This window comes from Paenibacillus dauci (assembly GCF_000971985.1).
Classification (GTDB): domain Bacteria; phylum Bacillota; class Bacilli; order Paenibacillales; family Paenibacillaceae; genus Saccharibacillus; species Saccharibacillus dauci.
The window spans coordinates 496,952-511,396 of sequence record NZ_LAQQ01000001.1 but is presented as its reverse complement, the minus strand read 5'-3'; the positions used below and the strand labels follow the sequence as shown (position 1 = coordinate 511,396).

14 protein-coding genes and 1 riboswitch are annotated in these 14,445 nt (G+C 45.0%); of the genes, 12 read left to right on the top strand and 2 right to left on the bottom strand.

Annotation, left to right across the window (positions count from 1 at the left end; all coding sequences use genetic code 11):
* The first annotated feature begins 7 nt into the window (after window positions 1-7).
* From WH46_RS23355 to WH46_RS09580, 6 genes are all read left to right on the top strand, one after another.
* Window positions 8-844, top strand: coding sequence for a hypothetical protein (locus tag WH46_RS23355; protein WP_052714180.1), 837 nt, complete (start codon window positions 8-10; stop codon window positions 842-844).
* 56 nt (window positions 845-900) lie between these two features.
* Window positions 901-1,007, top strand: a riboswitch (TPP riboswitch).
* 386 nt (window positions 1,008-1,393) lie between these two features.
* Window positions 1,394-2,158 carry a thiamine phosphate synthase gene (locus WH46_RS09600; RefSeq protein WP_046226550.1) on the top strand — a complete coding sequence of 255 codons (765 nt, stop codon included), beginning with the start codon at window positions 1,394-1,396 and terminating at the stop codon, window positions 2,156-2,158.
* A complete protein-coding gene (thiO, locus tag WH46_RS09595; protein WP_046226549.1) occupies window positions 2,155-3,360 on the top strand; it encodes a glycine oxidase ThiO in 1,206 nt (401 codons plus the stop codon). The genes WH46_RS09600 and thiO overlap by 4 nt, the downstream gene beginning before the upstream one ends.
* Window positions 3,351-3,554: a sulfur carrier protein ThiS gene (thiS, locus tag WH46_RS09590; protein ID WP_046226548.1), complete on the top strand. Its 204-nt coding sequence runs from the start codon at window positions 3,351-3,353 to the stop codon at window positions 3,552-3,554. Before thiO ends, thiS begins: the two co-directional genes overlap by 10 nt.
* Window position 3,555: 1 nt before the next feature.
* A complete protein-coding gene (locus WH46_RS09585) occupies window positions 3,556-4,323 on the top strand; it encodes a thiazole synthase (RefSeq protein ID WP_046226547.1) in 768 nt (255 codons plus the stop codon).
* Window positions 4,320-5,468 carry a MoeB/ThiF family adenylyltransferase gene (locus WH46_RS09580; RefSeq protein WP_082208358.1) on the top strand — a complete coding sequence of 383 codons (1,149 nt, stop codon included), beginning with the start codon at window positions 4,320-4,322 and terminating at the stop codon, window positions 5,466-5,468. Before WH46_RS09585 ends, WH46_RS09580 begins: the two co-directional genes overlap by 4 nt.
* A gap of 156 nt (window positions 5,469-5,624) precedes the next feature.
* On the opposite strand, the gene WH46_RS09575 is transcribed toward WH46_RS09580, so the two are convergent.
* The gene (locus tag WH46_RS09575) at window positions 5,625-6,272 is read right to left on the bottom strand and encodes a thiamine diphosphokinase (RefSeq protein ID WP_046226546.1); all 648 of its coding nucleotides are present in this window, start codon (window positions 6,270-6,272) and stop codon (window positions 5,625-5,627) included.
* Window positions 6,273-6,528: 256 nt separating this feature from the next.
* Window positions 6,529-7,257, bottom strand: coding sequence for an alpha/beta hydrolase (locus WH46_RS09570; protein ID WP_017812433.1), 729 nt, complete (start codon window positions 7,255-7,257; stop codon window positions 6,529-6,531).
* Window positions 7,258-7,507: 250 nt separating this feature from the next.
* On the opposite strand from WH46_RS09570, the gene pdhA reads away from it, so the two are divergent.
* From pdhA to thyA, 6 genes are all read left to right on the top strand, one after another.
* Window positions 7,508-8,575 (top strand): pyruvate dehydrogenase (acetyl-transferring) E1 component subunit alpha, encoded by a 1,068-nt coding sequence (gene pdhA / locus WH46_RS09565; protein ID WP_017812432.1) that lies wholly within the window; start codon window positions 7,508-7,510, stop codon window positions 8,573-8,575.
* 84 nt (window positions 8,576-8,659) lie between these two features.
* Window positions 8,660-9,637, top strand: a complete 978-nt coding sequence (locus WH46_RS09560) for an alpha-ketoacid dehydrogenase subunit beta (protein ID WP_017812431.1) — start codon at window positions 8,660-8,662, stop codon at window positions 9,635-9,637.
* A gap of 242 nt (window positions 9,638-9,879) precedes the next feature.
* Window positions 9,880-11,235, top strand: a complete 1,356-nt coding sequence (locus WH46_RS09555) for a dihydrolipoamide acetyltransferase family protein (protein ID WP_046226545.1) — start codon at window positions 9,880-9,882, stop codon at window positions 11,233-11,235.
* A 4-nt stretch (window positions 11,236-11,239) separates the two neighbouring features.
* Complete coding sequence (gene lpdA, locus WH46_RS09550) at window positions 11,240-12,664, top strand: dihydrolipoyl dehydrogenase (RefSeq protein ID WP_046226544.1); 1,425 nt, start codon at window positions 11,240-11,242, stop codon at window positions 12,662-12,664.
* Window positions 12,665-13,049: 385 nt separating this feature from the next.
* Window positions 13,050-13,199 (top strand): 50S ribosomal protein L33, encoded by a 150-nt coding sequence (gene rpmG / locus WH46_RS23815; protein WP_081604078.1) that lies wholly within the window; start codon window positions 13,050-13,052, stop codon window positions 13,197-13,199.
* A 406-nt stretch (window positions 13,200-13,605) separates the two neighbouring features.
* Entirely contained in the window at window positions 13,606-14,400 is a 795-nt protein-coding gene (thyA, locus tag WH46_RS09545; protein WP_046226543.1) for a thymidylate synthase, read from the top strand.
* Window positions 14,401-14,445 lie beyond the last annotated feature (45 nt).

The following is a 14,445-nucleotide window of genomic DNA, read 5'->3' as shown; positions in this document are numbered from 1 at the left end:
CAGGAAAATGACTACCGTAATGTTCTGGAGTCCAGATGGAGGACATGGTAGAACCTCCTTTCATACAGCAGTTACAGCAATTACTGCTTCTCTGCAGTACCGCTTAAGATTGCTGCTTTGCCATAATCAATGTCGTCATCACGGTATTGAAGCAGGTGTGCTAAGTACCGATATCCTTATGAATCATGCTCACAAACAGCCAGTTCCGGGAATAGATCGACTGCGTTATTTATACAAGTCCGGTATTCTAACCCGCAGCAATGTATCTGATTATATGATTTCACTGATTCAAGATCGGCTTGATCTACTGATAGGTACGGATGAGGAAGGGGATATTCAGCCAGATGACCCGTTCTGGAAATTCCTGCTTCATACGGCGGGACAAGATTATGATCTGATTCTGATGGATGCAGGATCGGGCATAAAGCAAATGCCCCTTCTCGCAGAAGCTGATCTTATTGTTGTTGATCTGGGACAGAATATCATACATCTAAAAATATTTTATGATGAGTATGCTAATACCGAGGTAATGCGCTCCAAGTTATGGATTCCTGTGATCGGCGCATACCAACCGGAATCGTTACTTATCAATTCCAACATTATTCGCCAACTTGGAATCCAGCAAAATGTGTATCGATTGAATTACTACCAAGATTTTCAGGATGCATGGGATACACACAATCTGATTTCTTTTCTGCGTCATCGCTTGATTCTGGATCGCACTCACACTGAATCTGCAGAATTTTTGAGACAGTCCTTTTTCCTCACAGCAGCCATTCTCGAACAGTTAGGTGGAGTTCCCTTCCTTTCAGGATCAGTGGTTAAGTTTCCTGTTTCTACATAAGGGTTTGCTTTATCAGAACAGTTTTGCTAAGATAAATATGCTTAAATTGAATAGCGACAATGCACTAGGGGAGCCTGTAATGGCTGAGATGGCAGAACTGATTGCCGAACCCTTTGTACCTGATCTGGATTATACCAGCGTAGGGAAGTGGTAGAAGAATAATTTTGGATAATATGGATATATCTATTTATCTGGCATAGGCTGTATGAAGGAATAGTAATACAGCAATCAGCATATATTTGTACATATCAGGGATCTATCTATTCCCTGTATATTGCTGGCTGGATGATCAGCATCTCCTGAATTGTATAATTATGGAGTGCATATCGGGATATAATAAATACACCAGATTATACTTCGACAGTCAGCGATATAAGATCGCCCTGTTATTGTTTATAACAAACAACCACTTTCCTTCGGGATGGTGGTTTTTTTGCATTTATTTCGTATTATCCAGTATTTGCGTCCCGGCTTACATCGTGGAAAGGCCATCAGAGTGTCTGCTATTCAATGATACAGATAAAGATACATGTCTGCGGGAGGTGCATAATGGAGCTGCACGTAGTGAGTACAGGTAATCAGACAGCGGAGAACATACTTTTAATTAGTAGACAGATCTATACTCAAGTAACGGCAATTCATATCCGGGAAAAGCAGTGGTCTGATGATCAGGTATACGAACTTGTGCAAGCCATGCGTAAGGAAGGAATACCTGCTGCTGCTATCCGGCTGAATAGTAGAATCGAGCTTGCTACACAACTGCAGCTGGGCGGTGCTCATTTGCCTGAACAACAGAGTCTTAGTCAATTCCGATTTCAGCCGGAAAAGCAGAGTTCAAAAACCGCATTAGGAAGCTATGAGGTTGATATCCATGCAGATAGGCAAAGTCCAAAATATGCTGAGGTTGCCGAAGAACCGGACTTCGCAACAGATTATTGGCGGGTAAATTCTTTTCTGTTGGGTAGATCGGTACACAGTATTGCACAAGCGATTCAGGCAGAACAGGAAGGAATGGATTATCTTTTTTATGGGCATATCTATGAGACAGCATCCAAACCCGGAGTTGCTGCCCGAGGGTTGGAGCAGCTGAAGCAAATATGTGCGGTCGTAGATATTCCTGTTATTGCGATTGGAGGAATACAACCTCATCATGCAGAGGAACTAATAGGTGCAGGCGCAGCTGGAATAGCTGTAATGTCCGGGATCTTCGCAGCAGAGCATCCGGCAGAACAGGTGGCAGCTTACAAAGCGGCATTATCTGCTGCATCTTCTCGTACCAGTAAGAACGGATCAGGGAGGCAGGAGACGTTATGAGAAGCAATGGTCATTACGATGCAACAGTAGTTGGAGCCGGTGTAATTGGGGCATCTATTGCTTATGAATTATCAGTAAAAGGGATGAAGGTTGCTCTGGTTGAGAAAAATCAGCCAGCCTCCGGTTCATCAGGAGCGGCAGGAGGTATGCTGGCAGCAGAGTCAGAGCATTTTGTAAATGATGATCTGCGCAAATTAGCGTTGTATAGCCGCTCACTTTATAACGAACTGACAGAGCAGCTGTATGAGCTGACTGGAATACACTGTGGATTACGAAGTGAAGGTTTTCTACTGCCTATGGATAAGAGCGATCTGAACACAAATTACACGAATGGGTTACTGCGTACTGCAGATAAGATCGATAAGGGGAATCATGACTATTCATCCGGTGTTTCACTAGAATGGTGGGATAAACAGCGGTTAGCCCTGGAAGAGCCATATATCCATGCAGAACAAGGTATGCTCTACAATCCGGCAGAGCAACAGCTTATACCTTCCTTGCTGAATGAAGCATTGGTTGTGGCTGCTGTACATTTGGGAGCCACCTTGTATCGACAGAACGAAGTGACGCGTCTGCTGCGCGAACATGGTGAGTATGGCAGGGTTACAGGAATAGTGACAGAGCAGGGAGTACTGTATGGAGAGCACGTTATTCTAAGTTCTGGAATTGGAAGTGGCAGGCTTGTGGAGAATGAAGGGTATCGACTTCCTTTTCTGCCTGTCAAAGGAGAGCTGCTGGAGATTCGCACACCATCATGTTGGCTGAATCACACCATTTATGGAGACCAGATTTATATTATTCCAAAGCAGGGCAATCGGATATGGGTAGGAGCAACCAGTAAGCCTGGTCGGACAGATACGTGGGTAGAAGCAGGCGCTGTCCCTGAGTTGCTGTTCAAAGCAAAGCAGTATATTCCGTCTATTATCGAAGGTGAACTGGTACGATGTTGGGCGGGAGTGCGCCCAGGGACACCTGACGAGCTTCCATATCTGGGACAGTTTACTCCGATACCGGGTCTATGGATGGCTTGTGGACATTATCGTAATGGGATTCTGCTATCTGCTGGAACAGGGCGGATTATAGCTGATGCTGTAATCTCGGGTCAATCTTCTATAATTCCGGCAGGGTTTTCCCCGGATCGGACACTTCAGCAGCTTGGAGTACAGGCACAGACAGAAGGAGGAACACCGGTATGGAATTAATGATCAATGGAACCAACCGTGTAGTAGCGCCGGATATTCAGACAATAGAACAGCTGCTTGAATCGCTACAGCTCACGGGGAAGCGGGTTATTGTCGAATGGAATGAACAGATTTTGCAAAAAGAAGAGCATGGTACAACAGTAATTGGTGATGGAGATACACTGGAGATTGTACATTTTGTAGGAGGTGGCTGATTTGTTAACAATAGGACAACATTCATTTACATCAAGATTACTGCTTGGAACAGGAAAATTCAGTGATTTGCAAGTACAGACGCAGGCAGTGGAGGCTTCGGGAACAGAGGTACTTACCTTTGCGGTACGAAGACTGAATCTGGAGCAGCCGGATGAGCCCAATTTTCTGGAGCAGCTGGATTTGTCCAAATATACATTGCTGCCCAACACAGCGGGTGCACGAACAGCAGAGGAAGCAGTACGTATTGCCAGGCTCGCCAGAGCATCCGGATTATGTGATATGATAAAGGTCGAAGTGATCGGAGATGACCAGCTGATTTTGCCTGATCCACTGGAAACGGTTAAGGCCTGCGAAATTCTACTGGCAGAAGGTTTTACTGTATTACCTTATATCTCCGACGATTATATGCTGGCCAAGCGGCTGCAGCAAATAGGCGTTCATGCCGTTATGCCGGGCGCCTCTCCTATTGGTTCCGGACGGGGCATACTCAATCCTGCTATGCTGGAATGGATTATCGGTGATGCACGGGTACCTGTTATTGTGGACGCCGGAATCCGTTCTCCCAAAGATGCAGCGTATGCCATGGAACTGGGAGCAGATGCTGTTCTGCTCAATAGTGCGGTATCCGGGGCAGATGATCCGGTCAAGATGGCGCTCGCCATGAAGCTGGCTGTAGAAGCCGGACGACTGGGAAAGGAAGCGGGAATGATTCCGCTGCGCAATTATGCTGTAGCAAGCAGCCCTGCAGAAGGGATGATTACAACTTGAGTCTTGAACATACGCAAGAAGAAACTACCAGCGATACATCTATGAATAACCATAATCCAAATACCGATCATGCAGAACATTTACAGCAGACAACGGTAACTGCCGGGACGCAGCCGGATCCCCATCGCCGCTATTCCAGACAGGAGCTATTCGCGCCACTTGGTAAAACAGGTCAGAATCAGCTGTCCCAGGCTATAGTTCTGATTATAGGCGCCGGAGCACTCGGTTCCAGTTCAGCGGAGACGCTGGTACGAGCTGGTGTAGGCAAAGTGATTATTGCAGATCGGGATTACGTGGAATGGAGCAACTTGCAGCGGCAGCAGCTATTTACGGAAGAAGACGCAGAGAATCGTATACCAAAAGCTATTGCTGCACGTGATCGGCTAATGCAAATTAATTCCTCTGTACAAATTGAAGCGCATATCGCGGATGTAACTGCAGATGAACTGGGAGAACTGGCCAAAGGCGTAGATTTGATCATGGATGCTACAGATAATTTTGAGACCCGCCTCATGATCAATGATATGTCGCAAAAGTATAATATTCCCTGGATCTACGGCGGATGCGTAGGAAGTTATGGAATTACCTTTACGATCCTGCCGGGTGTTACACCTTGTCTGCAATGTCTGATGGAATCTGCACCACTTGGAGGAGATACCTGTGATACATCGGGAATTATTCCACCTGCTGTACAGATGGTTGTAGCACATCAGACGACTGAAGCGATCAAGCTGCTTAGTGGGAATCAGGAACAATTGCGCGGCACACTGCTGTCCTTTGATCTCTGGAAAAATGAACAGGTCTCTATCAAAATGAATGCTGCCCGTAAGCCAAACTGTCCATCCTGCGGATCTCATCCGACCTATCCGCACCTAAGCCATGAGGGACAAAGCAAATCCGAAGTGTTATGTGGCAGAGATACTGTACAAATTCGACCTGCACAACGTCAAAAGCTGGATTTGCAGCAGACTGCCCAGCGTCTGCAAAAGCTGGATCAGCATGAAGTCAGTGTTAATCCATTTTTGCTTTCAATGACAATGGAGCAGGGACGACGAATGGTCGTGTTTCAAGATGGCAGGGTCATGGTACATGGCACCAAAGATATTGCCGAAGCTCGTAGTCTGTATCATAGGTATTTTGGATAATCTATTGAAGTTAAACCTAAATAAAAGCAATCCCCATGCTATCCAGTCTATTGGCATGGGGATTGCTTTTTTGATTTTGGAAAATATATAGATGATCAATAGTAATTTTTCAATCTACCAATGACAACTATCTACTTAATGGATAGTTGTCATTTTTTAATCCCTGCTCTGGATAATGAGCAATAATCCGCCTTCGATACTGACAGTTCCCTGCTCCTCGGCAAGATGATTGCTTACTCCGCGAGACTGTCCCATCCGGAGCATAGCATTTTCCAGCGGATACTGAAATCCTTTGAGATGAATACCAGTTACTTCCGATGTCACGGGCAGCAGCGACACATACGGATAACCCATATTGGAAATAACAGATGTAGTGGAGGTCAGCGATATGTAATTGTTCATATCCTGAATTGCACAATGGACCTGATGCTGCAATGCACGTACCAACAGCTGTACATTCGCCAGCGTATGATCAAATCGTGTACCTACCGCACCGAAAATAAGAATATCATCCATATGCCGCTCCATCGCTGCTTCAAAAGCCGCTTCCGTATCAGACAAATCCTTGTCTACCGGATCAAATACAACCATCTCATCGGAATTTTCTTCAATTCGGCGAAGTTCAGTCATATGATCAGTCAGTGAATCGAAATCACCGATAGCCAGATGTGGACGAATACCGTGTTCGATCAAAAATAGCGCACCACGATCAGCACCAATAATCAGATCATCTTCACGAATCTCGTTCAAAAAATCAGGATGTAACAGACCGCCTGAGAAGATAAGAGCTCGTTTTGCAGCCATGAAATCTCCCTCTTTCCTCAATAAATGAATAATTTTCTTCTATATGTTACGTTATAAGCGGTGAACAGTGAAAATTTCAGTTGCACAATTTTTGTCTGCACCGATACAATAGACGTTGGGAGTTCAATATATGAGATCTCCCGTAAAAGGAAAAGAGAAGCGACGAATATCGCATATTGTAAGCGTAAACATTGCCTTTATCCGTTTGAAGCTTCTCTTTTTAATGTAATAAGTAATGACAGATTATGGAGACAGATTACTGAAGGAAATATTTTAGCGCATCAGGAAGTTCTTTTTGCCAGAATCCCCAGAGGTGTTTTCCGTCTTTCTCAGCATAACGGACGGTCGCACCTCGTTCAAGCAGCAAATCTCGTGTCGCACGGTTGAGCTCGACAAAATCATAGATACCGGTATCGCTCTGGAAATCCCGTTCCTGCAGACCGACGATCATGAACACGTCGAGTGCCGACAGATCTTTCTCGGCAGCAATGATAGTTCGGCTTTCTTCATAATAAGCACCGGACAGGCTGATGATCTGACTGAACATCTCCGGATAGAGCAGGGCGATATGCATGGATACACTGCCTCCGAGAGAGTCACCTGCAAGAATACGCTGATCCGCAGTACGGCGTACCGGATACTTCTGTTCCACATAAGGAATAATTTCTTCGGCAAAACAAGTCGTATATGCTTCAAAGCGATTGCCGAAAGGAGCATATTCCTGCGTACGTATTTTGGTATTGACTTCTACGCCTACTATAATGAAAGGCTCGATATTGTCGTCGAGTATAAGCTCATTGGCAAAGGTAGCGATTCGGCCAAAGTTAAAAAACTCTTCACCATCCTGGCAATATACAACAGGATAGCTGAGCAGTTCATTATAACCAGGTGGCAGATAGATGCGTAAAGTGCGGGATTCGCCGAGATGACGGCTTTGTATTTCCTCTTTCAGGATCGTTCTTTTCAGGTAACGGGAATCTGTCATAGTGATCACCTTTTCATTAGAATTTTTGCAATGAATCCAACAATGGGTTAAGATTAGGTCGTGTGATTTTAAGACACTCTATTTTGAAATGGTTCAACTGTTATACCAAATTAAATAACCTGTTATACATACAATAATCCTATTGCTGCATTAATTTCAATGTATGCTTTGACGAACTCAGTAGAACAGGTGTATAATAATTCTATAACAGCGGAACATGATATTCAAATTTTTTATTGAGGTGAATAAAATGAGCAAGGTTCCATATGAAGTTTACACGGAAGAAGTGGAAGCACTTTCCGTTCTCTCCCCAGAAGGTAAAATTGTCAACCCTGACAAAGTGCCTGATCTGACTGATGATCAATTGAAAGAAATTATGTACCGTATGGTATTTACACGTACTTGGGATGACCGTGCTGTTAACCTGGGCCGTCAAGGACGTCTCGGTTTCTATGCTCCGGTTTCCGGACAAGAAGCTACTATGGTTGGTAGCGTATACGCGCTGGACAAAGAAGATTTCGTATGTCCTGGTTACCGCGATATGCCTCAGCTGGTATGGCATGGCTTGCCACTGTACCAAGCATTCCTGTATTCCCGTGGACATCAAGAAGGCGGACGCATCCCTGAGGGTGTTAACGTTCTGATGCCGCAGATCATTATCGGTGCGCAAATCCTGCATGCGATGGGTCTGGCAATGGGATACAAACTGAAAAAACAAAAACAGGTTGTTATCGCCTACACAGGTGATGGCGGTTCTTCCGAAGGTGACTTCTATGAAGGCATGAACTTCGCAGGTGCTTACAAACTGCCTGTTATCTTCTTTGTACAAAACAATGGTTATGCCATTACAACTCCATTTGCAAAACAAACAGCTGCACTGTCCATCGCTCACAAAGCAGTTTCCGCTGGTATCAAAGGTGTACAGATCGACGGTATGGACGTATTCGCTGTTATCACAGCAGTTCGTGAAGCTGCTGAGCGTGCTCGCAATGGCGAAGGCGCTACACTGATCGAAGCTCTGACTTACCGTTTCCGTCCGCACTCCATGTCGGATGATACAAGCAAATACCGTACCAAAGATGAAGAAGGTATCTGGAGCGAGAAAGATCCTATCGCTCGTCTTGCAAAATACCTGGCTGAAAAAGGTCTGTGGTCTGATGAAGATACAGAGCGTGTAAGAGAAGAAGCCAAAGCAAAAGTAAACGAAGAGATCAAAAAAGCCGAGAAAACAGAGAAAATGACTGTTACTGGCCTGATCGACAGCATGTTCGAAACAACACCTCATGATCTGGAAGAGCAAAAAGCAGATTTCAAATAAGAGGTTTCTGAATACTATATAACCGCAGCACATCCTTGATGCGTGAACATGAACAGTGAAATGTTTAAGGAGGAAATGAAGCAAATGGCACAAATGAATATGAAAGAAGCGATTCGCGACGCAATCCGCGTTGAGATGAAAAATGACCCTAACGTGCTCATTTTTGGTGAAGACGTAGGTAAAGTTGGCGGTGTATTCCGTGCAACAGAAGGTCTGCAAGCAGAATTTGGCGAAGAACGTGTATTCGATACACCACTGGCCGAGTCCGCAATTGGCGGTCTGGCGTTTGGTCTGGGTATCCAGGGCTTCCGTCCAATCGCTGAAATCCAGTTCGTAGGTTTTATCTTTGAAGCATTGGATCAAATGGCTATTCAGGCAGCACGTCTGCGTTACCGCTCCGGCGGTCGCTACAATGCACCAATCGTATTCCGTACACCTTACGGTGGCGGTGTTAAAGCGGCTGAGCTGCATACAGACGACCTGTCCGGTCTGCTGGCTCAAACACCGGGTATCAAAGTGGTTATCCCTTCGAACCCATACGACGCAAAAGGCCTGATGGTCGCTGCTATTCGTGAAAATGATCCAGTATTCTTCATGGAGCATCTTAACCTGTACCATGCATTCCGTGCAGAAGTACCAGAAGAAGCTTACACTGTAGAAATTGGTAAAGCGAATGTAGTACGTGAAGGTTCCGATGTAACGATTATTGGTTACGGCATGACTGTTCATACAGCTACCAAAGCTGCTGATCAGTTGGCAGAACAGGGAATTATGGCAGAGATCATTGACCTGCGTACACTGAGCCCGATCGATATCGATACAATCGTAACTTCCGTTAAGAAAACAAACCGCGTTATCATGGTTCAAGAAGCTCAAAAGAGCGCTGGTGTAGCTGCAGAAGTAATCGCTCAGATCAACGAAAAAGCGATTCTGCATCTGGAAGCTCCAGTACTGCGTGTGTGCCCGCCGGATACAATCTATCCGTTCGCTCAAATCGAGGATGCATGGCTGCCAACACCACAACGCGTTATCGATGCAGTTAACAAAGTAATGAACTTCTAAGACTCTGTTCTTACAGGGAATGATGAAGTAATGAATTAAACACTCAAAGCTCAAGAGGCGGTTTGCATGATAGTGTTCTATTTTTTAACAGCCGACCCGGGAGTGCTGTTGAAATGGAAATACTTTTCTACGGACGCCTTTTGGCTTTGATATATGTGAATACAGAAATACTTATCAAACGTTGTTGAAAGCATGACTATTTGAAGTCTTATTCAACAATTTTAATCAGGGAGGTTTTGCAAGTGGCAAGATTCGTATATAAATTTCCAGAGCTTGGTGAAGGTTTGCACGAAGGCGAAATCATCAAGATGCATATTAAACCAGGTGACAAAGTAACAGACGACAGCATTATCATGGAAGTACAAAATGATAAAGCAGTAGTTGAAGTACCTTGTCCGGTTGACGGAACAGTAGTAGAAGTACTGACTAAAGACGGTCAAGTTTGCCACGTAGGCGAAACAGTAGCAATCATTGAAGCAGAAGGCGAACTGCCTGATCAAGATGACGAGCCAGCTGAAGAATCTGCTCCTGAGCAAAAGAGCGGTCAGGAAACTGACGCTGTTAAAGGAAACGTAGATACTACTTCTTCTCCTGCAGCTACAAGCCCAGCCGATGCAAAAGATGGCCAGGCAACTAACGCTTCTACACCAGCAGCACCTAACAAAGATGTACTGGCAACTCCAAGCGTACGTAAATTTGCTCGTGAGCAAGGTGTAGATCTGGCTCAAGTGACCGGTTCCGGCAGCAATGGCAAAGTTACTCGTGAAGATGTTGAATCCTTCAAACAAGGTGGAGGCCAAGCTTCCGGTACAACTCAAGCGGCAGCAGCTGACGAAAAAGCAGCAGCACCAGTTGCATCTGCAGCAGCACCAACAGCTTCCGCAGCATCCGCTGGCGGCGACGAAGAGCGCGTACCATTCAAAGGTATCCGTAAAGTTATCGCTAACGCTATGGTTAAATCCGCATACACTGCTCCACACGTAACGATCATGGACGAAGTTGACGTTACTGAGCTGGTAGCTTTCCGTACTCGTATGAAGCCACTGGCTGAAAAACGTGGTACAAAAGTAACTTATCTGCCATTCATCGTAAAAGCACTGGTGTCCGCGGCTCGTCAATTCCCGGCTCTGAATGCTTCTATCGACGAAAAAACAGAAGAAATTGTATACAAAAAACATTATGACATCGGTATTGCTACAGACACACCTAACGGTCTGATCGTACCAGTTGTTAAAGACGCTGATCGTAAGAGCATCTTCATGATCGCTGATACAATCAACGATCTGGCTGTTCGTGGTCGCGACGGTAAACTGGCAGCAAACGAGATGAGAGGCAGCACAATCTCGATCTCCAACATAGGTTCTGCAGGCGGTATGTTCTTCACTCCAATCATCAACTTCCCTGAAGTTGCGATCCTGGGTACTGGACGTATCAGTGAAAAAGCGGTAATCAAAAATGGCGAAGTGGTAGCAGCACCAGTAATGGCACTGTCCCTGAGCTTTGACCACCGTATCATCGACGGCGCTACAGCACAACACTTTATGAACCATATCAAATCACTGCTTGGTAACCCTGAGCTGTTAACTATGGAGGTGTAATTCAATGGTAGTAGGAGATGCTTCTATCGATATTGAAACGTTGGTAATTGGTGCGGGACCTGGTGGCTATGTAGCCGCCATCCGCGCTGCACAGCTGGGACAAAAAGTCCTGATCGTTGATAAATCCGAACTCGGCGGTGTGTGTCTGAACCGTGGTTGTATTCCTTCCAAAGCCCTGATCGCTGCAGCTCATCATTTTGAATCTGCACAGCACGGCGAAGGATTCGGCGTAACTGTTGGCGATGTTAAAGTGGACTTTGCCAAAACTCAAGAATTCAAAAACGGCGTTGTTAAGAAAATGACAAGCGGTGTTACTGGCCTGCTGAAAGGCAACAAAGTAGAAGTATTCCATGGCGAGTGCATGTTCATCAACCAGAATGAAGCGCGTCTGTTCAATGATCATGAATCACCACGTTATCGTTTCAAAAATTGCATCATTGCTACCGGTTCACGTCCAATCGAACTGAAAGCATTCCCGTTCGGCGGTCGCATTCTGTCTTCTACAGAAGCACTGAACCTGCCGGAAATCCCTAAATCCATGATCGTTATTGGTGGTGGATACATCGGTGCCGAGCTGAGCCAAATGTATGCTAAATTCGGTACTAAAATTACAATCATTGAAGGTCTGGATACGATCCTGCCAGGCTTCGATAAAGATATGACTTCCCTGGTAGCGAAAAACATGAAGAAATCCGGTGCGGAAATCTTCACGAACGCAAAAGCGGAAAGTGCTTCACAAACAGATAACGACGTTACAGTGAAATTCACTGTAGACGGCAAAGAGCAAGAAGTAACTGCAGATTACCTGCTGGTTACTGTTGGACGTCGTCCAAACACTGACGGCGAACTGGGTCTGGATCTGATTGATCTGGAGCTGACAGATCGTGGTCTGGTGAAAATCGACCATCAGGGACGTACGAACATCCCGCACATCTACGCAATCGGTGATATCGTTGAAGGTCCTGCTCTGGCACACAAAGCTTCTTACGAAGCAAAAGTGGTAGCTGAAGTTATTTCCGGTATGCCTTCCGTTATCGATTACAAATGTGTACCAGCTGTAGCATTCACTGATCCTGAATGTGCAAGCGTTGGTCTGACTGAAACAGAAGCAAAAGCCAAAGGATACACAGTATCCGCTGGTAAATTCCCTTACGCTGGTAACGGCCGTGCAACTTCCCTGAACAACACAGAAGGCTTCGTGAAAATCGTAGCTGATGAAGCAACAGGCGTTGTACTGGGCAGCCAGATCGTAGGTCTGGAATCTTCCAACATGATCGCTGAAATGGGCCTGGCTATCGAAATGGGCGCGACATTGGAAGATCTGGCACTGACTATCCATGCGCATCCAACACTGGGTGAGATCGTTATGGAAGCAGCTGAGCTGGTTATGGGTCATCCGATCCACGTTATCGCTCCACGTAAAAAGTAAGCTTTGATTTGAATGTATTAGCCTGCAGCAGCTATAATTCGCAGCTTATCTCTAATTGTCCCTGTACTTGATTTTACCGCTGCGGGCTGTAAATAGATCGGATCATGATGTCAAAGCCGCCAGAGAGCTCCTGGCGGCTTTTGATATGCTTTGTACAGCTAAATCGAGGGATAATTAATCCGCTAAAATGTGAATACATGTTCGCAAAAATAGCTTGGATTTCATTTCAGTATATGGTAAAATAGATAAGGCATTTCAATTAATGTTTGCGGATTATTAGCTGACTATACAGTTCCAATAAATCTCAGTTGAACATTTATTGTAATTAGGTTAAATTAGTATAGTTGAATAATTTCTGATTACCAATGAAGTGAGGTGAATTCACATGCGCGTTATCGTTACTATGGCATGCACAGAGACTGGCGATCGTAACTACACTACAACCAAGAACAAACGGAACCATCCGGAGCGTCTTGAGCTGAAGAAATATTGCCCACGTCTGAAGAAATACACGCTTCACCGCGAAACTCGTTAATTCTTGTTTAAGCGTGTGAAGTAAGCACCCGACTATATTATAGTCGGGTGTTTATTTTTTATAATTAAATATTTGCTTTTTGTATATCCAGATATTTGACTAGGTTATATTTTATTTGTTATTTAATGAAGTTTATTATGAGGCTATTTTGATAGCTGATACACTTCTATTATCGGCATTTTCACATACATATTTGTTTCTATAGGTTTCTAGGCTTTCCTAATTTTGATTTCTTCTCTGGTATTTATCTATGTTACAATATGGCAGGTGAAGTTAAACTGAATTTGACGGCATATTCTTTGGGGATAGAAGGCCTGACTCTATTTTGGTAACTGTTTGGTTGTCTGAATAGCATCTAATTATCTTATAAGCCTGTCAAATCAAGTCGTATGAATGAGGTGTGATGATGAAAGCATATTTGGAATTATTGCAGGACATTATGGATCATGGAGTAGCCAAGGGAGATCGCACAGGTACAGGTACCATCTCTGTATTTGGACGGCAGATGCGTATCAATCTGCAAGAGGGTTTTCCTTTGCTGACAACGAAACGTCTGCATACACGGTCTATTATTCATGAACTGCTCTGGTTTCTCAGCGGGGATACCAATATTACGTATCTGCGTGAAAATGGTGTAACTATCTGGGACGAATGGGCTGACGAAGAAGGCAATCTGGGGCGTGTATATGGTTCTCAGTGGAGAGAATGGCGCGGTCCCGGTGGGGAAGTAGTTGATCAAATCTCGTCGGTTATTGAGCAGATTAAGAGTAATCCGAATTCGCGTCGTCATATCGTAAACGCTTGGAATGCAGCAGAAGTCGATCATATGGCGCTGCCGCCGTGTCATTACGCTTTTCAGTTCTATGTAGCAGAAGGCAAGCTGTCGTGTATGTTCCAGATGCGCTCGGTCGATACATTCCTCGGTCTGCCGTTTAACCTGGCATCGTACGCGCTGCTTACGCATATGGTCGCACAGCAGTGTGATCTGGAAGTGGGCGATCTGATCTGGACCGGCGGCGATGTACACATTTATAATAATCATATAGAGCAGGTGAAGCTGCAGCTTACACGTGAGCCGCATCCACTTCCACAGCTGCGTATCGAGCGCAAGCCGGATAGCATTTTCGATTACAAGTTTGAAGATTTCCATTTTGAAAATTACGAGTATCATCCAGGGATCAAGGCACCGATTGCCATCTAATCCTTGTAATATACCAATTGAATACCGGTACATTGATTCCGGAGA